The 20,061-nt window shown below is 70.9% G+C and carries 19 protein-coding genes and 1 pseudogene; 7 read left to right on the forward strand and 13 right to left on the reverse strand.

All coding sequences use genetic code 11. The features are described 5' to 3' along the window. Positions 1-78 precede the first annotated feature (78 nt). Both AB0N16_RS06015 and AB0N16_RS06020 read right to left on the reverse strand, forming a co-directional pair. Positions 79-1,473, reverse strand: coding sequence for an aldehyde dehydrogenase family protein (locus tag AB0N16_RS06015; protein WP_365793501.1), 1,395 nt, complete (start codon positions 1,471-1,473; stop codon positions 79-81). Then, entirely contained in the window at positions 1,473-2,573 is a 1,101-nt protein-coding gene (locus AB0N16_RS06020; protein WP_365793503.1) for a phenazine antibiotic biosynthesis protein, read from the reverse strand. Before AB0N16_RS06020 ends, AB0N16_RS06015 begins: the two co-directional genes overlap by 1 nt. A 242-nt stretch (positions 2,574-2,815) precedes the next feature. Between AB0N16_RS06020 and AB0N16_RS06025 the strand changes: the two genes are divergently transcribed. From AB0N16_RS06025 to AB0N16_RS06035, 3 genes are all read left to right on the forward strand, one after another. After that, a complete protein-coding gene (locus tag AB0N16_RS06025; RefSeq protein WP_365793505.1) occupies positions 2,816-3,439 on the forward strand; it encodes an N-acetyltransferase in 624 nt (207 codons plus the stop codon). Positions 3,440-3,556: 117 nt separating this feature from the next. Then, positions 3,557-4,561, forward strand: coding sequence for a ketol-acid reductoisomerase (gene ilvC / locus AB0N16_RS06030; protein ID WP_365793507.1), 1,005 nt, complete (start codon positions 3,557-3,559; stop codon positions 4,559-4,561). A 423-nt stretch (positions 4,562-4,984) separates the two neighbouring features. Further along, positions 4,985-5,419 (forward strand): VOC family protein, encoded by a 435-nt coding sequence (locus tag AB0N16_RS06035; protein ID WP_365794047.1) that lies wholly within the window; start codon positions 4,985-4,987, stop codon positions 5,417-5,419. A 16-nt stretch (positions 5,420-5,435) separates the two neighbouring features. On the opposite strand, the gene AB0N16_RS06040 is transcribed toward AB0N16_RS06035, so the two are convergent. Beyond that, entirely contained in the window at positions 5,436-5,672 is a 237-nt protein-coding gene (locus AB0N16_RS06040; protein ID WP_365793509.1) for a hypothetical protein, read from the reverse strand. Between the two features lie 146 nt (positions 5,673-5,818). Beyond that, positions 5,819-6,076: a hypothetical protein gene (locus tag AB0N16_RS06045; RefSeq protein ID WP_365793511.1), complete on the reverse strand. Its 258-nt coding sequence runs from the start codon at positions 6,074-6,076 to the stop codon at positions 5,819-5,821. 423 nt (positions 6,077-6,499) lie between these two features. Here AB0N16_RS06045 and AB0N16_RS06050 point away from each other — a divergent pair, with 423 nt between their 5' ends. Further along, positions 6,500-7,627 carry a PP2C family protein-serine/threonine phosphatase gene (locus AB0N16_RS06050; RefSeq protein ID WP_365793513.1) on the forward strand — a complete coding sequence of 376 codons (1,128 nt, stop codon included), beginning with the start codon at positions 6,500-6,502 and terminating at the stop codon, positions 7,625-7,627. A gap of 30 nt (positions 7,628-7,657) precedes the next feature. On the opposite strand, the gene AB0N16_RS06055 is transcribed toward AB0N16_RS06050, so the two are convergent. The 4 genes from AB0N16_RS06055 to AB0N16_RS06070 all read right to left on the reverse strand — a co-directional run bounded on the left by AB0N16_RS06055 (position 7,658) and on the right by AB0N16_RS06070 (position 11,450). Further along, positions 7,658-9,274, reverse strand: a complete 1,617-nt coding sequence (locus AB0N16_RS06055) for an MFS transporter (protein ID WP_365793515.1) — start codon at positions 9,272-9,274, stop codon at positions 7,658-7,660. Positions 9,275-9,609: 335 nt separating this feature from the next. After that, positions 9,610-10,080 (reverse strand): carboxymuconolactone decarboxylase family protein, encoded by a 471-nt coding sequence (locus AB0N16_RS06060; protein ID WP_142146753.1) that lies wholly within the window; start codon positions 10,078-10,080, stop codon positions 9,610-9,612. Positions 10,081-10,164: 84 nt separating this feature from the next. Continuing rightward, complete coding sequence (locus AB0N16_RS06065; protein ID WP_365793518.1) at positions 10,165-10,908, reverse strand: SDR family oxidoreductase; 744 nt, start codon at positions 10,906-10,908, stop codon at positions 10,165-10,167. A gap of 155 nt (positions 10,909-11,063) precedes the next feature. Further along, on the reverse strand, positions 11,064-11,450 hold the full coding sequence (locus AB0N16_RS06070; RefSeq protein WP_365793520.1) for an FAD-binding protein: 387 nt from the start codon (positions 11,448-11,450) through the stop codon (positions 11,064-11,066). A 217-nt stretch (positions 11,451-11,667) separates the two neighbouring features. Here AB0N16_RS06070 and AB0N16_RS06075 point away from each other — a divergent pair, with 217 nt between their 5' ends. The 3 genes from AB0N16_RS06075 to AB0N16_RS06085 all read left to right on the forward strand — a co-directional run bounded on the left by AB0N16_RS06075 (position 11,668) and on the right by AB0N16_RS06085 (position 17,044). Continuing rightward, complete coding sequence (locus AB0N16_RS06075; protein ID WP_365793522.1) at positions 11,668-14,448, forward strand: AAA family ATPase; 2,781 nt, start codon at positions 11,668-11,670, stop codon at positions 14,446-14,448. A gap of 313 nt (positions 14,449-14,761) precedes the next feature. Continuing rightward, complete coding sequence (locus AB0N16_RS06080; protein ID WP_365793524.1) at positions 14,762-15,517, forward strand: GNAT family N-acetyltransferase; 756 nt, start codon at positions 14,762-14,764, stop codon at positions 15,515-15,517. 168 nt (positions 15,518-15,685) lie between these two features. Continuing rightward, positions 15,686-17,044: an NAD(P)/FAD-dependent oxidoreductase gene (locus tag AB0N16_RS06085; protein WP_365793526.1), complete on the forward strand. Its 1,359-nt coding sequence runs from the start codon at positions 15,686-15,688 to the stop codon at positions 17,042-17,044. Here the strand turns inward: AB0N16_RS06085 and AB0N16_RS06090 are convergent. The 5 genes and pseudogenes from AB0N16_RS06090 to AB0N16_RS06110 form a co-directional block, all read right to left on the reverse strand. Further along, entirely contained in the window at positions 17,034-17,576 is a 543-nt protein-coding gene (locus tag AB0N16_RS06090; protein WP_365793528.1) for a hypothetical protein, read from the reverse strand. The genes AB0N16_RS06085 and AB0N16_RS06090 overlap by 11 nt on opposite strands. A 164-nt stretch (positions 17,577-17,740) precedes the next feature. Beyond that, positions 17,741-17,983 carry a hypothetical protein gene (locus AB0N16_RS06095; RefSeq protein ID WP_365793530.1) on the reverse strand — a complete coding sequence of 81 codons (243 nt, stop codon included), beginning with the start codon at positions 17,981-17,983 and terminating at the stop codon, positions 17,741-17,743. Further along, positions 17,980-18,141, reverse strand: coding sequence for a hypothetical protein (locus AB0N16_RS06100; RefSeq protein WP_365793532.1), 162 nt, complete (start codon positions 18,139-18,141; stop codon positions 17,980-17,982). Before AB0N16_RS06100 ends, AB0N16_RS06095 begins: the two co-directional genes overlap by 4 nt. Positions 18,142-18,455: 314 nt before the next feature. Continuing rightward, positions 18,456-19,220, reverse strand: a complete 765-nt coding sequence (locus AB0N16_RS06105) for a class I SAM-dependent methyltransferase (RefSeq protein WP_365793534.1) — start codon at positions 19,218-19,220, stop codon at positions 18,456-18,458. 157 nt (positions 19,221-19,377) lie between these two features. After that, a pseudogene (locus AB0N16_RS06110) lies at positions 19,378-19,739 on the reverse strand (IS5 family transposase); the annotation flags it as partial. Between the last annotated feature and the right edge of the window lie 322 nt (positions 19,740-20,061).

Here is a 20,061-nt window from a genome sequence, read left to right on the forward strand (position 1 = left end):
GGTCGAAGCGACGGTCGTCGCCCTACCGAGGGGCGCGCCCCGCTCACGGTAGGCCCGCGCCGAGGAGGCGAGCGCCGTTCAGGACGGGCCCTCGTACACCGCCTTGCTCCGCATCAGGAAGTCGGAGAGATAGCTGTCGTGGGGGACGCCCGGCGACATCCAGTGGGTCGGCTGATCGCCGAAGTACACGTTGGCGATGCTGGGCTCCGCGACCAGGGCCTCCCACAGGTCCCGGTCCCGGGTCAGTGCCGACAGCACCAGCGTGTCGCGCAGCGGCGCCATGCCGTCCGCGCGGGTCCAGGGGGCGATCCACACGCAGGGGAAGGGCAGTTCGGTGCGCAGTTGAGGGGCGCGGGCGCTCGCGGTCTGGTGCACGGCGGGGCGCAGCACGGCGCTGCCGTCGCCGAGGTCGTCGGCGATCCCGTCGCCGCCGAGCCAGGCGTGCGTCCCGGCCGCCACCCTTTTCAGATACGCGCTGAGGGCTCGCGCCCGCTCCCTCGGACACACCGGCAGACGGGCCCTCTCGTCTTGCGGGGGAAGGCTGGGCAGGACGGCCAGACGTGCCGCGAGGGCTTCGGCGAGCGGGGCCGGGTCGCCCTCGACGAGGATGGCGGTGGCGTTGACGCACGCGGTGCCGCTCTCGCCGGCGACGGACGCGACGAGGGCGTCCAGGTGGTCACGCCAGTCGGTGTCCGCGGTGATGAGGATCTTCGACCGTCCCGGCCCCTGCGGCAGGATCCTCGCGTCGTGCGCGTACCTGGTCACCACGTCGTCGCCGCCGTAGACCACAGCCCGGTCCGCGCCGTGGACGAGCGTGTCGGCGGTCGCGTGGTCGGTGGGCAGCAGCATGAGCTGGTCGTCCCGGATTCCCGCCTGACGCAGTGCCCCGACGAGCCGGTAGGGGGTAAAGGGCTCGCGCCGGGATGGGCGCACAGCGACGCCGTAACCCAGCGCCAGTGCCTCCAGCCAGACACGGTGTACGCCGGGATGGTTGCCGGACGCGTTGACGGCGAACACGTCGCCCTGACGCGCCCACACCGTGTGCGTCTCATGCAGGACGGGGTCGCTGAGGTCGCGTGCGGCGCCGCGCGGCCTTCCACGGTCGGCGGACGAGGCGGCGTGCCGAACGAAGTGCGCCGTGCCGCGGGTCGCGGCGCGCACCACGGCGAGCGGCGTGCCCGAGGTCCGGCTGACGTGACGTTCGTATTCCCGGACGCTCAAGCCCCCCACGGTGCCCGCGGCGAAGGCCTCCCCGGCGGTGGCGAACACGGTCTCCAGGTCGGCCACGGCGATCGGCGGCGCTTGGCGCAGGGCGCCGATCGCCCGAGCCACGTACAGCGGGGGAACCAGACTCAGCCGCGCGATCGGTGCACCGGCCACGTCGGTCACCGTGCTCGGCACACGTGTGCGGTAAGTACCCCGCGGGCCCAGGGCGTCGAGGTGCAGCGGCTCGGTGGTCGGTACGGGGGCCATCAGTAGACCCCCTCGATGACCGTCTCACCCTCGACCGCGGGAACCGGCGCGACGTCGGCGACGGCGTCCCCGGCGTGGCCGTCAGCCGCGCGGACGCGCAAAGCGGTGTCCCGCTCCCTGTTGTTGGGAATCAGCATGGACTTGCTGACGTGGCTCACCACCACCTGGCCCCGCTCGCCCTCCGCCACCTGTTGCCCGGTGTCGGGATCCACGACGCTCAGGAAGACGTACGGCGAGACGGGGTCGAACACACACGGCTCCGACGCCGTGAGACCGACCCGCTCCAAAAGCGCGGTGAGCATCACGGTGTTGCCGTACATGCCGATCAGTGGCACGTCGGGAAACACTTCGGTCCGCAACAGGTCCCGGGTGTCCGGATCCATGTGGGTGCCGCCCCAGATGATCGCCTGGGCTTTGCCGTTGATGACCTCCACGAGGTCGCTGTCCCGGGCGAAGCGCTCCAGCATCGGGGTGGTGGCGGCTATGACACCGATGTCCTGGCCGAGCAGGATGCCCCGGCACTGGTCCACGAGATGGTCGGTGTAGGCGTCGACCTCGTCGCGACGGCCCGCGGCGACGAGCTTCTTGACCCAGCGGGGATCCATGTCGACCGCCAGCCCGGGGCTGCCGAGACTTGCCGCGGCCCGTTGCAGCACATCGCCCACGAGGTGCGGGCCGGTCGGCGCCACGGTCAGCCACAGCGCGCCCACCGGCAGTGCGTGGTTGCGGAGCCGACGGGTCACCTGCTCGCTGCCGTGCCGCGCCCAGTCGTCCATCTGCACGACCCGCTTGGGTGCCCCGGTCGTGCCGCCGCTCTCGAACACGTGCAGCGGCCGGGCCTGCGGACCGTAGCCGCGGGGGACGAGATCGGACACCTGCACATCGCGCAGCTCGTCCGTCAGATCGGGAAAGAGCGCCAGGCCCGCCACGCCCTTGACGTCGTGGCGGGGGTCGAAACCGAGCCGGTCGACCCGTTCCAGCCAGTACCGGGACCCCGTCTCGGGAGTGAAGTGCCACTGCATGGCCGCCCTGACGTAGTCGTCGGGGTCCACCCCGTCGAAGGGGCCGGCGTCCAGAACGGTGAATGAGCCGATCGGCATGGAACCGCCTTTCTCGAAGTCGTTGAGGGCGGACGCGTGAGAGCCGCGCGTCCCGGGCGGTCCCGTGGGCCCGACCCGCTCTCGCAGAGGAGACCGAGGGGTGCAGGCGGATGTGACAGCCCCGCGGAAAGGCGGCAGCGCCCCCGGCACCGGCACACGTCACAACGGCCCGTGTCTCCCGGTCTGATGACTGGGCCAGAGCCGACCGGCGGTGTGCCGAGGGCGAGGGACGGGAGAGGATCATGCGACAGGGACTGCGGATCGTGCGCGTCGACCAGGACGACGAGCCCCGTGTGGCCGCTCTGCACCGCCGGTGCTCCGCCGCCGCCCGGTGGCAGCGCTACCACCGAGCCATGGGCGACCCCGACACCTACTTGGGGCCGCTGCTGTCCCGACCCCACTCGGTGCACCTGGCGGTGCAGGACTCGCGAGAGCGGCTCGTCGCGATAGGGCATCTGCTGTCGGACGACGGTGACGCCGAGGCAGCGCTGCTGGTGGAGGACACTTGGCAGAACAGGGGGCTGGGCACCCGGCTCCTGAAAGAACTCGGCCGGTTCGCCGTCGTGTTGGGCGTACCTGGGGTCTACGGCGTCATCCACCCCGGCGACGCCCGTATGGCGGCCGTGCTGCACCGCACCGGCGTTCCGCTGCGCACGGTCCTGGAGACGGGCAGTGCGACGACGGTCCGGGCCCGGTCGCAGGACATTGGCCTCGCCCTCGCCTGCTCGCCAACGCGACGTGGGTGGTGGCAACGCGGCGCTGGAAAGCACCGTGTGTCGGGGTCGCCGGCACGCCCGTCGGCCCCCGAAGGTGGAGTTCAGCGGGTTCTCCGCCGCTCCTTCGAGGATGCGTCGCCTACTTGCTGAACCCGCACAGTGCAATACGTGTGACACCATTGAATGAGATAGTGTTTCGGCTGTCGCTCACCGGCGGGTGTTTCTCCCCGCGGTTCGATGCGGGCGGCTACGAGCGAGGGGATTGCCATGGCCGAGCTGTTCTATGACACCGACGCCGACCTGTCCGTCATCCAGGGCCGCAAGGTCGCGGTCATCGGTTACGGGAGCCAGGGTCATGCCCATGCGCTGTCGCTGCGTGACTCGGGTGTGGACGTCCGCGTGGGGCTCCACGAGGGTTCCAAGTCCCGGGCGAAGGCCGAGGAGCAGGGCCTGCGTGTGGTGACGGTGACGGAAGCCGCCGCCGAGGCCGACGTGATCATGATCCTCGTCCCGGACCCGCTCCAGGGCGAGATCTACGTGCAGCACATCGCCCCGAACCTCAAGGACGGCGACGCGCTGCTCTTCGCGCATGGTTTCAACATCCGCTTCGGCTTCATCAAGCCGCCGGCGAACGTGGACGTATGCATGGTCGCCCCCAAGGGCCCGGGCCACCTGGTGCGTCGCCAGTACGAGGAGGGCCGGGGCGTTCCGTGTCTGGTGGCGGTCGAGCAGGACGCCACAGGAAACGCCTTCCCGCTGGCCCTGTCGTACGCCAAGGGCATCGGTGGCACCCGTGCGGGTGTCATCAGGACGACCTTCACCGAGGAGACCGAGACCGACCTGTTCGGTGAGCAGGCCGTGCTCGCCGGTGGCGTGTCAGCCCTGGTCAAGGCGGGCTTCGAGACGCTGACCGAGGCGGGCTACCAGCCGGAGATCGCCTACTTCGAGTGCCTGCACGAGCTGAAGCTCATCGTCGACCTGATGTACGAGGGCGGCCTGGAGAAGATGCGCTGGTCGATCTCCGAGACCGCCGAGTGGGGCGACTACGTCACCGGCCCGCGCATCATCACCGACGCCACCAAGGCCGAGATGAAGCAGGTCCTCGCCGAGATCCAGGACGGCACCTTCGCCCGTAAGTGGATGGCCGAGTACCACGGCGGTCTGAAGAAGTACGCCGAGTACAAGCGGCAGGACTCCGAACTGCTGCTGGAGACCACCGGCAAGGAGCTGCGCAAGCTGATGAGTTGGGTCAACGACGAGGAGCGCTCGTGATTGCGCGGGCCGGCACGGATGGGAACCGGTGACGGACTCATGACGACACTGAATGTCACCCTGCTCGGCGGGCTCCGCGAGGTAGCCGCCGTACCACTGCCCGCGGCGGAAGCCGCGCACGGCACGCGGTCGCTGCGCCGCTTCGTCCTGGAACTCCACGTGCCGCACGAACGGCAGCTGGCACTCGATGCCGAACTGCAGGCTGCCGCCGCGCCGGACGGGACGTACCTGCAAGGCACCGACGCGATGTGGCGCGTGGTGGAGGGCTGGACCGTCGTGGCCCACGGTCTGCGGGCCGGGATCAACCGGTATCGGGTGGAGATCGAGGAGGTGGAGGACGCCGCGCCGGCCGACGCCCGCGCTGTCGGCGAGGGCGCGTCAGGGGAGGCGGGCAAGCTGCCCGTCGGTGGGAGCGCCGACGTCATGCAGCTCAAGCTGGCCGTCCTGGTACTGCCCGTCTCGGACGTCGACCGGGCGAAGTCGTTCTACGAGGCCGTCGGGTTCCGACTGGATGCCGACCATGCCATCGACACCTCCTATCGCGTGGTGCACATGACGCCCCCGGGATCGGCGTGCTCGATCCTGTTCGGGACCGGAGTCACCACGGCCGCCCCAGGCTCGGTGCGGGGCCTGCACCTCGTCGTCTCCGACATCGAGCAGGCCTGCCGGGAACTCGACGCGAGGGGCGTGGTGACCGGCGGAATCTTCCATGACACGAGCGGTGTGTTCCACCGCAGCACCGATGAGAAGCGGGTCGAAGGACCCGACCCGCAGCGTCGTGACTATCACTCCTACGCCGAGTTCAGCGACCCGGACGGCAACGCATGGGTGCTTCAGGAGGTGCCGGCGCGGGCCTGAGAGGCCCTTGCAGTGTTCAACCGCGAGGGAGAGCGTCCTCCGGCGAACCGGAGCGACGCTCACCTCCACCGTGTGTCGTCGCGGTGCCGCGCAGGGTCTGGAGGGACTCGCCGATCGACGCGATACGCGTGTTCACGACGTGCACGGCCTCACGGAGCTGGCGCAGCCGCTCCTCGAGAGCCGTCGCCTCAGCCGTGAGCGAGGCCGCGACGGCGGCGGGGTCCGCCTGAAGATCAACGCCTTGGGACATCATCCCGGTCCTCCTCGGATCGTGTCGGACACCAGTCCCCGTACTGACCGGACAGGGGGCGCGCTTGTGACAGCCGGAGGCGTCGTCCCCCCAGTGCGGCGGGAGGCAAGCCGTGCCCGGGACGGGGCCGTGGCTGACACGTCCCGGGTTCAGCAGGCTTCCAGAACGAAGTCACCCAGGATGTGCCGTCGGATACGCCGGACCTCGGCACGTTCGGGTTGCACGGGCACCTGGCCGCGGGCGTCCCGCTCGGAGGCGCTGTTGGCCCGGCGCACCGCCGCGCGCACGGCTTCGGCGCTGTCCGGCGCCTCGCCGACGACGTAGTACAGCCAGACGATCCGGGAGCCGTCCGACCGGCACGGCAGCCCGACCAGCCAGGTGCGGGAGTCTCTGGGTGTGCTGGGCATCAGGTCTCATCTCCGTTCTCTGCCGGCGGCGATGGCGGCAAAGCGGGTGGGGCTCCGCGAGGAGTTCCGCCCTTTCTTCCTTGACCTGGACAGCGCCCCGGTTCGTGACAGCGAATCGGCCTGTTGCAGCTGTCGCCCCTCAACTGCCGTGTCATGGCTCGCGATGGGTTCCTGGTGTCACAGATGCGTGTGCGTTCCTGTCTCATGAGCGAACAGATCGGGCCAGGCAGGAGAAAAAGGGTGCGCGTTCCGCGAGCCGCCGACACTCGTGCGTGGAGCCGCCATCGCCACTCGCCGCACGAAAGACCACACATGAGCATCCCCATCCCGCGGCCGGACGTTCCGGCCGTCGATCGCTGTGGAGGACATCGGGCTCGAGAGGCCCGTCCCCGTGGGGACTTCTCCTTCTGCCGCGACCTTCGAGTGCTTCTGCTGTCCCAGGACGAACAGGACGCGGTCCACGTCCGGCGGCTGCTTCCGGACCGGCTGGCCGACGCGCTGGTCTGGCACACGAGCGTCGAGGAAGGATGCCGCACGTCCGGCACCGACGGCCCGCTGTGCGTTCTGGTGGGCAGCACACCGGCCGGACGGACCTTGGCCGACGTCGTCACCCGGGTACGCCGCCACGCCCCCGACGCGGCCGTGCTCGTTCTTGAGGGCACGTATGCGTCCCACACCTTTCGCTCTGTCGCCGGCTCGGTGCAGGGCCGGGCCGATCACCGCCGCAGCGCTCCCGACGAGTTCTGCCGGAAGATCTGGGTGGCGCTGCAACGTGCCGTCGCGGGGCGCACCGTGGCGGGCGAGGTGATCGCGCGGGACAACGCCCTGCTGGAACGGGGCCTGTTGCCCGACCTGACGCTGCGGGCACCCGGCTTCACAACCGCCTTCCACTACACGCCGGGTCGCGCGCACACTTTGCTGGGCGGTGACTTCTGCGATGTGGTGCGCGGCGACGACGGCAGCGCCCACGTGGTCATGGGCGATGTGTCCGGGCACGGTGCCGCCGCGGCCGCCCTCGGTGTCCACCTGCGCCTGGCATGGCGCACGGCCGTGCTGTGCGGGCAGAGCCAGCTGGAACAACTCCGTCTGCTCGAACGCATCCTGACCGAGGAACGAGCGGAGGAGGAGACCTACGCGACCGTGGTGTCCCTCGTCCTGTCGCCCCACCACCGCACCCTGCGGACGGTCACCGCCGGCCATCCGGGCTTTCTGCACCGGCACAGGGGAGAGGTCCGTTGGGTGGAGCCGCCGCCAGGTCTCCCGCTGGGACTCTTCCCCGGGCAAGGGGACTGGCGCGAGAGCGAGATGGCGATGCCGGACGGGGACGGCATCGTGCTGTTCACCGACGGACTCTACGAAGGCCGTACGGCCCGCGGACGGCTCGGGGAGGAGGGCTTGCTGAGGCTGGCCGGTCGGCTCGCGCATCTGGAGGCGCAAACGTTCGTCGACGCCTTGGTAGGCGGCGTATCGCTGCTGGCCGCCCCGTTCGGTGGGCTACGGGACGATGTGGCGGTGCTTCATCTGTCCTGCGACGGAGGGGGCGGGGCCTGATGTGCTGCCGACCCGCAGGACCGGCCCGGCCTACGGACGAAGTGGGTCCCCACCAGGGAAGGGGCCGGAACCGGCCGGCACATGCGCCCCGGCGGGGGAATTTCGGCTCTCGCCCTGGTCGAGAGCCCGGTGATGGGCGAAACGCGACACCAGCGGCGGCTCCATCAGCCAGCCGTGAGCCCGGCCGTGCCGTGCGTCAGAGGTGTCGGCGGTTTCGCGCAGCAGGGCGAAGGCCATCACCGCGCCGATGGCCAGCAGGCTCGCGCACAGGGGCATGGCCCGGCTGAACGCCGTGTCGAAGGAGTCGGGGGAGCGGTAGGCGTCCGGGCTCATGCCGACCAGCAGCGGCAGTGCGGCCACGGAGATCAGCCCGGCCGCGCGTGCGGCCGCGTTGTTGATTCCGCTGGCCAGGCCCGCGTCGGCGGCCTCGACCGAGGCCAGTAGCGTCACGCTCAGCGGAGCGACCATGATGACCACGCCCGTCCCCATCACGAGCAGGGCGGGCAGAACGTCGGCGAAGTAGGAGGCGTGCGCGCCCACCCGCGTCGTCATCACCATGCCCGCCCCGCACACCACAGGGCCGACGGTGAGCGGGATGCGCGGTCCCAGGCGTTGGGCGAGCGTCCCGGAGCGGGCGGAGAACAGCAGCATCAGCACCGTGCTCGGCAACATGGCGGCGCCCGCCGCCAGTGCCGAGTAGCCGGCGACGATCTGCAGTTGCAGGGCGGTCAGGAAGAAGAACCCGCCCAACCCGGCGTAGACGCACAGGGTGATCAGATTGATGGCCGTGAACGGCCGTGACGAGAAGATCGACAGGGGCATCATCGGGTCGCTGCTGCGCCGCTCCACCAGCAGGAACGCGGCCCCGGCCGCGATACTGCCCGCGGCGGCTGCAAGGGCGACGGGCCCGCCGGAACGGGCTTCGGTCAGCGCGTAGGTGGCCAGAGCGAGCGTCAACGCGCCCAGCGCCGCACCGGCGAGGTCGAAGCCCCGCCGCGACGGCGTGTGGGTACCGGCCGGGACGGTGGGCCGCTGAGGCCTGCCGACGGACTCCGGGACGTGGCGCATCGCCAGGGGCACGCACAGCAGCGCCGGGGGGATCGTCAGCAGAAAGGTCCAGCGCCACCCGGGGCCGTCGACGAGCCATCCGCCGAGAAACGGGCCGAGTGCCGCCCCGATGCCGCCGAACCCGGACCACAGACCGATGGCGCGCGGCCGGTCGTCCGGGTGGAAGGAGGCTTCGATGATCGCCAGTGAGCCGGGGGTGAGCAGCGCTCCGCCGACGCCCTGGAGCGCGCGGGCGGCGATGAGCGTGGTCGTGTCGGGAGCCAGTCCGCACAGCAGGGACGCCGCAGCGAACCAGATGATGCCCAGGACGAAGATCCGGCGTCGGCCGAAGCGGTCGCCCAGGGATCCGCCCAGCAGGATGAGTCCCGCCAGGGTCAGCATGTAGGCGTTCACGGTCCACTGGAGTGCGGCGAGTCCGGCGTCGAAGTCGGCGCCGATGTGCGGCAGCGCGACGTTGGTGACGGTCGAGCCGAGCAGCACCACGCTGGAGCCGAGGACGGTGGCCAGAAGGGTCCATCGGCCACGGGCGCTGGCGATGCGCAGGAAGGCCGGGTCGCTCGGGGCGGGGGAGCGGTGCATGTCGTCTCCTTGGGACAGTGGGCCAGGAGGCGGCCGGTGCGTTCGTGCCGGGCAGCGGGTGCGGCGGGTGACGCAGCGCGCGGCGGTGACACTCCGCCCGTCGCCGCTTCCCGTCTACGCACGGGTGCGCTGGGTGGGCGGTGGTGGGTCGCGCGTCGCGTATGCCCGGGGTGCGGTGGTTCACGGGTGGGCCTTCGCCTGGGACCCGGGGTGCTGCGGTTCGCGGCGTGGCGTCGTATGGACGCAGGGTGTCCGAGGGGCCGTCTCCCGCTCGGTGGGCCGGAGCGAGCGGGAGACGGACAGTGGGGGGCGTCCGGCGGGCCGGAGCGCGCGGGTCAGCCGAACATGCCCGGCTTGTAGCCGCCGGCGGGCTGCTGGTTGATGACGTTGATGCGGTTGTAGGCGTTGATGATCGCGATCAGCGAGATCAGCGCGGCGAGCTGGTCCTCGTCGTAGTGCTTCGCGGCGTTGGCCCAGGCCTCGTCCGACACGCCGCCCGCCGCGTCGGCGATGCGGGTGCCCTGCTCGGTGACCTCCAGCGCCGCGCGCTCGGCGTCGGTGAAGACGGTGGCTTCGCGCCAGGCGGCGACCAGGTGCAGCCGCTGCTGGTCCTCACCCGCGGCGACGGCGTCCTTGGTGTGCATGTCGGTGCAGAACCCGCAGCCGTTGATCTGGCTGGCCCGGATCTTCACCAGTTCCTGGGTGGCGACGGGAAGCGCCGAGTGCACAGCGGCCCCGGCCGAGTTGAGGTGCTTCATGACCTTGCCCGCGAGAGCGTTGCCGAAGTAGTTGATGCGCGCGTCCATGCCGGGATCCTGAGAGTCGAGTGATGGGGGACGAACTGACGTGAGACTGCTGCGGTTTCGGGGCCGTGAGCTCCGGACTCGCCGTTACTGCTTGCTGCTCCAGTCGGCGAAGTGCGTCTCGCCGAGCTGTGCGCCGGGGCCGGGCAGCAGGTCGGACTCCTTGAGGGCGGCGCCCCAGTAGAGACCCTTCGGGTCCGTCACGACCGTGCGGGGGTCGTTGTGGGCCGCGAGGCCCTTGCGGATGAAGTCCTCCAGGGTGAAGGTGTCAGGGCCGGCGACCTCGACGATTCCGTTGACCGGAGTGCCGACCGCCGTACGGCCGACGGCCGCGGCCACGTCGCCCGAGAAGATGGGCTGGATCTTGATGGGGGCGACGGACACCGTTTCACCACTGGTCGCCGAGTCCGCGAGGGTCTTGGCGAACTCGAAGAACTGCGTGGCGTGGACGATCGAGTACGGCACTCCGGAGTCCCGGATCATGTCCTCCTGGACCTGCTTGGCCTGGAAGTAGCCGGACTGCTGGAGGCGGTCGGTGCCCACGACGGACAGAGCCACGTGGTGTGTGACGCCGGCGGCAGCCTCCGCAGCGAGCAGGTTGGTGGTGGAGGCGCGGAAGAACTCCATCACCGCGTCGTCGTCGAAGGAGGGGGAGTTGGAGACATCGACGACGACGGAGGCCCCCTTCAGGACGTCGGCCAGCCCTTCGCCGGTGACCGCGTTGACTCCGGTGTTCGGGGAGGCTGCCACCGCCTCATGACCGTGTTCGTTGAGCTTGGAGACGACCTTGGAACCGATGAGTCCGGTTCCGCCGATCACTACGATCTTCATGGACTTTCCCTTCACTGATCTCGCACGGTGCCCGGTGGGTCTGCGGCGACCTCGTCCACGGCACCGGCCGCGATGGCGCGTACTCTCCTGACCAGGCGACCCCGGCATCTGTGACAGGGCCGCGCACAAAGATTTCGCGCCGCTGTCGATCGCCCTCACGCGGCGGGTCCGGCATCGTCGGACGCGTCGCGCCACGGCTCGGTGGTTCCGGTCGGGTCGGGCCACAGGGGTGTGCGGCGCACGCCGGTCGTCGCGGACCACACCGTGGCGCCCGGCAGGGCGGGCGCGGCGCCGGGGCGGTAAGCGGCTCTGCCGCGACGTGTCAGCCGAGTGCCGCTCCCGGTGTCGCCAAGGCGGGCAGCGGCGGGCGCCCACTCCGGATCGTCCCACGCCGCGCCGGCCGGGGCGTCTTCGCGGGCCCGTTGGGTGACCAAGACGACCGCGACTCCGGCCTCGGCGACTTCGATGGCTGCTCGGAGGTCTGACGCACCGCTTCCCACCACGAGGACGGACGTGGTGAGCTGTTGTCCGAGCGAAGACATGGGTCCTCCTGCGACAGCGAACGGACAGGATCATTGGTTCGGATCGACCGGGAAGGCCCCCGATTTGTGACAACCTCAGCGTGTTTCCGGGCGTGGAAGTAGTCACACTGTCTGTCCGCACCGCGAGGGAGGGGCCGCGGTTATCGTGACAGGGATTCTTCCGAACACCGCTGTGGGAGCACTGTTCCCCCCGGATCCCGCCGAGGAGCCGAGTCGCATGATCGCCAGCCCGCTTCCCGCTCTGGTCGGCCGGCAGCGTGAGTGCACGGCGCTCGACAACCTGCTGGCCGGCCTTCGGGCCGGCGGTTCCTGCGTCATGGTCGTACGGGGCGAGGCGGGCATCGGTAAGTCGGTGCTGCTGGAGTACATGGCTGCGCAGGCGTCCCGGGTGCAGGTGACCTGGGCGCGCGGTGTCGAGGCCGACATGGAGCTCCCGTACGCGAGCCTGCACCAGGTGTGCGCGCCGTTCCTGGACGGTGTCGAAGAACTGCCGCAACCCCAACGTGACGCCCTGCGCGTGGCATTCGGGACGGCGGTCGGCGATCCGCCCGACCGTTTCCTGGTCGGCCTCGCCGTTCTGACCCTGGTCACCCGCGCCTCGGAGACCCGGCCGGTGCTGGTGCTGGTGGACGACGCCCAGTGGCTGGATCAAGTGTCGTTGCAGACACTTGAGTTCGTGGCCCGGCGACTGCTCGCGGAGCCGGTCGCCATGGTGTTCGCGGTCCGCGACCCCGAGGGGCAGTCCGCGCTCACGGGCCTGCCGGCGCTGCAACTCAGGGGACTTGACGCCGCTTCGGCCGGGGAACTCCTGGAGGGAGCTGTGGGGGGACGGTTGGAGGAGCGGGTCCGGGACCGGTTCGTGGCCGAGACACACGGCAACCCGCTGGCGCTGCTGGAATTCTCCCGCGGCCGCAGCGCCGCCGAACTGGCCTACGGCGTGGACGCGTCGAGTGCTTCGGTCGTCCAAGGGCCGGTGGCCAGCCGCGTCGAGCGTGATTTCGCCGGGCGGCTCGGTGCGCTGCCGGCCGCGACCCGCACCCTGCTGCTGATCGCTGCGGCGGAACCGGTGGGCGACGTGCGCCTGTTGATCCGCGCGGCCGCTTCCCTCGGCATCACCCCGGACGCCGCACCGGCCAAGGCAGCCGGCCTGATCGAGTTCGGCGAGCCCGTACGGTTCCGGCATCCGCTGGTCCGTTCGGCGGTCTACCACGGAGCCGAGCCGGAGGATCGACGTGCGGTGCACCGGGCCCTGGCCGAGGCCACGGACCCCCTCCTGGACCCTGACCGACGCGCCTGGCACGCCGCGCAGGCGGCCGACGGGCCGGACGAGGAGGTCGCCGCAGGACTGGAGCAGGCCGCCGACCGCGCCCGGCAGCGCGGGGGCATCGCGGCTGAGGCGGTTCTGCTGGAACGCGCGGTGGAGGTGACGCCCGATCCCTGGCCGCGAGGGCGCCGGGCCCTTGCGGCGGCCGAGGCGCACTTCTCGGCCGCCGCGCCCGAACGGGCCACGGAATTGGCCGCGGTGGCCGACCTGTATCCGCTCAGCGTCCTGGACCGGGCCCGCCTGGCACGTCTGCGGGCCAGAATCCTGTTCGCCCGCAGCCGCAGCGACGAGGCGGCACCACTGCTCCTGAACGCGGCGGCACAGTTCACCGCGGCCGGATCTCCCCTGGCGCGGGAGACGTACCTGGAGGCGATCAGCGCGACCATCTTCGCCGGCCGGGTCCATGGTCCGACAGGCGCCCGCGCCGCGGCGATCGCGGCCCGCGCGTCCGGGGCGCCCTCCTCGGGCTCCAAGGCCGCGGACGCTCTCCTGGACGGTGTGGCGGCCCTGCTCGCGGACGGTTCGGAGACGGCCGTCCCGGCCCTGCGCGAGGCACTCGACCTGCTCGAGCACGAAGAGCTCCGCACGCGGGAGGCGACCGTACGGTGGCTGCTGCTGGCCCCGGTCGCGCTGGAGTCGTTCATCCACTGGGCCTGGGACCTGCATGCCTGGGACACACTCTCGACTCGCGCAGTGCGTCTGGCCCGCGACATCGGAGCACTCGGCAGCCTGCCGCCGGCTCTGATCTACGCGGGCGGGGTGCACATCCACTACGGCGACTTCGCCGAAGCCGACCGGATGATCGACGAGGCCGACGCGATCGCCACCGCGACCGGCCACGCCCCGCACAAATACGCCACGCTCGTCCTGGCCGCGTGGCGGGGTGAGGCGGATGTCGCCGCCGGCATCATCGAAGAAGCCAGAGAGCGCGCCGTGCAGCGGGGCGAAGTATCCCTGCTCGGTGCCATGGGCTACATCCAGGGCGTGCTCTTCAACGGACTGGCCCGCTACGAAGAGGCGATCGAGGCCGCCCGCACCGGTATCGAGCACGACGGGTTCAACTTCACTGGTCTGTCGCTGGTCGAACATGTGGAGGCCGCGACGCGTTGCGGTGAACTCGACCAGGCCCGCGCGTCGTTGGCCCGCCTTACCGAACTCACCCGCGCCGCCGACTCCGGATGGGCGCGGGGTGCGAGCGCACGCAGTGAGGCGCTGCTTGCCGACGGTGAGGCGGCCGACCGCCTGTACCGCACGGCGATCGAGGAATTCGGCCGCGGCGGGGTTGTCGTGGAGGTGGCACGTACCCACCTGCTGTACGGCGAGTGGCTGCGGCGCGCACAGCGCCGTGCACAGGCCCGCGAGCACCTCCGCACGGCCCACGACATGTTCGACGCGATGCCGGCTCACGCGTTCGCCGAACGGGCCCGCCGTGAGCTGATCGCCACCGGCGAACAGGTGACCGCGCGGGATACCACACCGGCGAACGCTCTCACCCCGCAGGAGTCGCAGGTCGCAGCCCTCGCCGCCGATGGCATGACGAACGCGCGGATCGGCGCGGAGCTGTTCATCAGCCCCCATACCGTGGAATGGCACCTGCGGAAGGTCTACGTGAAGCTCGGCATCAGCTCCCGCCGAGCCCTGCCGGACATCCTCGACAGCGCACGGGCACGGTGAGTCAGAAACCGCGGTCAGTGCCTCGCGCAGGCGAGGAACGAGGTCGGCCTCGCCTGAGGCGACCAGCCGGAGGGTGCCTTCGGGAGCCCGAACGCCAGCCGCCTCCGGATTTCAGAAGACGGCGATGATCCTCGCTCCGGAGGACAGTCATGGCCGCAGAACGCCGACCGCAACCACAACGCACACTGTGATGTCCTGTGATGTCGGGAACCACGAGATGAGGGAGACAGCGGCGATGGTGGGTCCGGCAAGCCCGATCAGCACGTCGAACAACGGGACAGGAAGCACTGAGGTTTCGCGGGAACTTGGCGCCATGGCCTCGGTGTTCGCCAACTTCCGTCAGTACCTCATGGGATGGGGCACACAGAACCGAGCAGGCAACACCGTCGACCAGTTCCGCAGCGGGCTTGCCACCCCGCAGTTCAACGGCGTCGTACGCGTACGGTCGGTGTCCGCGGACGGGGCGGACGTGACGGCCGTCCGCAAGGAGTTCGCGAACGTTCCCTGGTGGTGGTGGGTCGGACCCGACAGCCCCGAGGACACCGCCGACGTCCTGCGGTGCCGCGGTGGACGAGAGCTCACGGCCCTCCCCGTGATGGTGCTCCCGCTCGACGAACCGGCCGACCCGGGCACAGTCCCGCACACCGCTCCCACCGGTTTGCGGGTGGAGCCGGTCCGGGACGATGAACGGCTGACCGAATTGGTCCGGACCTATCGGGCGTCGATGGGGGTCGAACCCGGGCTGGAGGCCGAGATGGTGCGCATCGAGTCGCGGCGCGAGGACAACGCCGACATCATCCGGCTGGCCGCCGTGCTCGACGGCCGAGTGGTCGGGACGACCGTGGTGATCACCGCCCACGGGGTGGCCGGGATCTTCCTCGTCCACGTGACCGAAGCGCACCGCCGGCGGGGCGTCGGTGCGGCCCTGACGGCCGCCGCGCTCCAGGTGGGGAAGGAGCGCGGGATGCGCTGCGCCGCGCTGGTGGCCAGCCATGCGGGCGAACCGTTGTACCGACGTTTCGGCTTCACGACGACATCCGAGTACCGGCTGTTCGCCTTTCCCGCCTGAGCCGCAGCCGGCCCGGACGCGGAGTACGCGCTGCCCCTCCAACCTGCACGCCGGCGCCGTGGGTGAAGAGGGCGCGCGCGTAGCCCTGGCACATGATCCGGCCACCGTGTCACACCGAGGGCCGACGACCGGTCTAGAGGGTTAGGACCGAGAGGAACAGAGGACACCGTGCGTGAGATCTTGATCGTGGGCGGCGGGTACGCGGGCTTCTACACCGCGTGGGGCCTGGAGAAGAGGCTGCGGCCGGGCGAGGCGCGCGTCACCATCGTCGACCCTCGCCCGTACATGACGTACCAGCCCTTCCTGCCCGAGGTCGTGGCCGGTTCGGTGGAGGCCCGGCACGCGGCGGTCTCGCTCCGCCGTCATCTCCACTACACGCGTCTGGTGGCGGGCTCGGTGACGGAGATCCGCCACAGCGCGCGCACGGTCACGGTCCGCCCGGAGTCCGGGCCATCCCTCGACCTGCACTATGACGTGCTGGTGGTGACGGCGGGGGCGGTCACCCGGACCTTCCCGATCCCGGGGCTGAGCGATCAGGCGTACGGACTCAAGCACGTCGAGGAGGCGGTGGCGATCCGCGACCGCCTCCTCACCTCGTTCGACCGTGCGGCCGGTCTGCCGCGCGGGCCCGAACGCACCAAACTGCTCACCGTCACCGTCGTCGGTGGCGGATTCTCCGGAGTGGAGGGATTTGGTGAGCTGCTGGCCCTGGCGACCGCATTGCTCAAGCAGTACCCGGAGATCGGCGCGGACGAACCGGCCTTCCACCTGGTCGAGGCACGGGACCGCATCCTGCCCGAGGTCGCGGACCGGCCGGGCGCCTGGGTGGTGCGTTCACTGGAGAAACGGGGGGCGCGGGTACACCTGAACACCCAGCTGGTCTCCGCCGAGGACGGCCGGGTGCGGCTGTCGGACGGCACCGAGTACGACTCGGGCCTGCTGGTGTGGACGGCCGGCAACGCCGCCAACCCGATCGTGCACAACCACAGCGACCTGGCCGTCGACGAGCGGGGCCTGCTCACCGTACGGGCGGATCTGCGGGTCACCACGGACACCGAGGTGGTGCCCGACGTCTGGGCGGCGGGGGACGACGCCTCGGTGCCCGATCTCGCGGCCGGGAGGCCGGGCGCGCACACCGTGCCCAACGCCCAGCACGCCGTCCGCCAGGGCAAGCTGCTGGCGAAGAACATCCTGGCGTCGCTGCGCGGCCGTCCGACCAAGGACTACGTGCACCGCAGTCTCGGTGTGGTGGCCACACTCGGGCTCGGCCGCGGCATCTTCCAGTACCGGGGTCTGGTCATCAAGGGGTTCCCGGCCTGGCTGATGCACCGTGGCTACCACGTTCTGGCCATACCGAGCTGGGAACGCAAGACGCGTGTGTTCGCCGTTTGGGTCACGGCCCTTCTCTACGGCCGCGACATCGTGTCACTGGCGTCGGTGCAGCACCCGAGGGAGGCGTTCGTCTCCCGCGGCGAACTGCGCCGAGGAGAGGAGTCCGCACAGCCCGGAGGCCGACTCACGGCATGACGGCCCGGTACAGTCCGCGGCCGGCCCGCTGGACGCGCGAGGCGCCGACGAGACGGTCGAGTGTGCTGCGGACGGCGTTGATGCTGCCGCTGTCGGTGTCGCGCCCCAGCGCCGACGCGACGTCGCGGGCGCGGACCTCGGTGTCCCCGGCCTGCGCGAAGTACGCCAGGATCTGCTCCGTGAGCTTGCCGTACGTCGTGCTGCTGTCGCCCGCCTCGTCGCTCCGGCCTGCCGTGGCCGGGGATTCTGCGGCGGCTTCGGCGGTTGCCGCGGCGCGCGCAGCCTCCGGCTTCGTCGGCGACGGGACGCTCACGGGGGCGGGGTCCCGCGGGGATGGGGCGGCCGCAAGGCCGGTGCCGGGCATGAGGGCCTGAAGGGCGTCGAGCGCCCGCTGCACGGAACCGAGGTGGGCTGTGACCGCGGCCAGTTCCCTCTCCAGCGCCTGCTTCTGGATCTCCAGCCGGGCCAGGTCCTCCTGGAGACCGTCGGCGGTGCTCTCGATGGCGCGAGCCGTCTGGGTCATGGAGCCCATGGGTTCCTCTCGTCCTCAACCCTGTGTCCTGGCGGGACCGCTCGATGTCCCGGCCCGCCCCCGGCGCGGCACCGGGGGGATGCTGGCGAACATCATATGCAGCGGCCCCGTCGGCCGAGACCAGAGTGGGCGGTCCCCCGCAGAGCACACCGTTGATCGGGCCGTCAGAGACGGCGGGCCGGGGACGGAGCGAGCCCCGTGGCGCTCCCTTCGTCCGCCGGCGGCGCCTCGTGGTGGCGTGCTGCGGGCAGCCGTCTGATCTTGTCGGACACCGCGTGGATCCGGGCGTCCACCTCGTCGATCGCCTCCCGGAGCACCACGAGCCGTCCCTCCAGGACGGCGGCCTCCGCGGCGAGCAAGAGGGTGACGTCGGCTGGGTCGGTCCGGCGGTCGGCGTCTCGCGTCATCCTCGTGTCCCGCCTCGGCCCGCGACGCCGACGGTCCGCTGGGCCAGGACCCGGCCGCTGACGCCGGGGCCGCCGGGGGTGGCCTGGGCGGTCGTCGAGGCGAGCGAGAGCCCTATGAGGCAGGCTCCGACGACCGCGGCGCGTGCTGAAGTACGCATGATGATTCCTTTCGGTCCAACAGTGTGTTTCGTTGCGGAGATGTCAGCGTCTCTCCCATTTCCCGGAGCGGTGGGGGCAGAGCGGGTAACGTCCTGTACGCGAGAGGCCCGTCGTGACCGTGCGCGCACAGTTCCCGCGGCCTTGCCGGCACCAGACCGCCCCCGGCGCGAACGCCTTCACATGCGACACGTTGCATCCCGTCCCAGTTGGTGTGGCACACACGGCGAACCGTGCGGTGGGGACGTGCGGATTTCCGGGCGGCGGGCCCGGTCGTGGCAGTGCGGCACCCGGGGGGCTCTTGCGGTGCGGCGCCTCACCGGCGGCCGCGCAGCGTCACGGCCAGCAGCTCCGACTCCTCGTACCCCGGGAGCGGGGCGAACCCGTGCGCTGCCAGCTCGCGGGTCAGCTGGACGCGCGTCGCGGGCCACATCCAGAACGTCTCGGTGTGTTCCCGCAGCACGTCCTCGGCGTCCCTGACCCAGTAGTCGGCGCGGGTCCGGATGCGGTAGCCGGCGGCCGACATTGTCATGCGCCCGCCGTAGACGTGCGCGCCGACCCGCTTGTCCGCGAGCAGGCGTACGACAGTGCGGGCCGGGAGCCGGGCCGGCGGCAGCTGCACGAACAGCGAGCCGCCGGGGGTGAGGGCCCTGCCGAGCGCGGGCCACAACTTCTCGCGTACGCCGGGTGGGAGGCAGCCCACCATGTTGTGGCAGACGGCCACGTCCGCGACCGCGTCCAGCGCTGTCTCGTCCAGGGGGTGCGGGTGCACGGTGACCCGGTCCCGCTGCTCGGAGGGCAGGGCGGCGAGGCGGGTCAGCAGCGACGTACGCATAGCCCGGGCCGGTTCGACGGCGTGCACGTCGGCCCAGGAGTCGGCGAGGGCCAGCATCGTCACCCGCCCGGTACCGGCCCCGACGTCCAGGACGCCGGTGCGGGCGTCGGCGATCTGGCGGGCGTAGAGCCGGCGAACCCGGGCTTCGTCCGCGTCGGCCTGCAAGATGTCGTAGAACTCCGCGGTGACCGCGTAGGAGTCGGATTCCCGTGGGAGGCCTGACGGTCCGCTGAGGATAGTGCGCATGCCCGACATGACAACGTGTGGGCAGAGTGTGTGACAGCGAGGACAGGAGAACGCAGCGCGGGCCGCCGCCCCGTGAGCGCCCCAACGCCTCGCGTCCATCGGCCTCCTCACGCGCCCCGCTTCCCTTTTGCGGGTAGTCGGCCGCAGGCTTGCGGGGCGCCCCGGCCGCGTGCTGATGTGCCCGGCAGGAGGTGGAGTCGATGTTCACGGCCCACTCCTGCCGGTCCGCCTGGCGGGCAAGCGCCCTGTCCGGGTCGCTGGCATCCGCCTCGATCTGTAACTCCTGAAGGACGGCCTTCCAGGTGCCGTCGGCCGACCAGCGGCGATGATGCTCGTAGACGGTCTGCCAGGGACCGTACCGTTCCGGCAGGTCAGGCCAGGGCACCCCGGTCCGGGCCCGGAACAGCACCCCGTTGATCACCCTGCGGTGATCCGCCCACTGCCCGCCCGGCTTGCCGTTGCCGGCATGAGGGGTTCGATCTTCCGCCACTGCGAGTCCGTGAGCTCGTGTCGCCGCACCATACGGGCGTCCTGCCCGGCCAAGCACGAGATCCACCCACCCAACCAAGAGCCATCAGAAACGGCCTAGGCTCGCAGTCGTCGGCGACCTGTCTTTCCTCGTCTCGGGCGGCCGGTTCAGGCCGGGTGGAGGATCCGTGGAGAAGGTCGCCTCGCTTTGTCTTGATGCTCGCGTGACACTCCACCTGATGTTCTGTCAGGGACGGGCGAGCCCGCCGGGTGACAGGAGGACCGAACAGCTGCGGGTGCACATCGTCCCTATGACCTCGCACGTGGAGTGCGTGGCGATTCTGGAGCCTGCCTCGAATGACCTCTGACCTGC

It is taken from the genome of Streptomyces sp. NPDC051105 (assembly GCF_040682795.1).
Classification (GTDB): Bacteria; Actinomycetota; Actinomycetes; order Streptomycetales; family Streptomycetaceae; genus Streptomyces.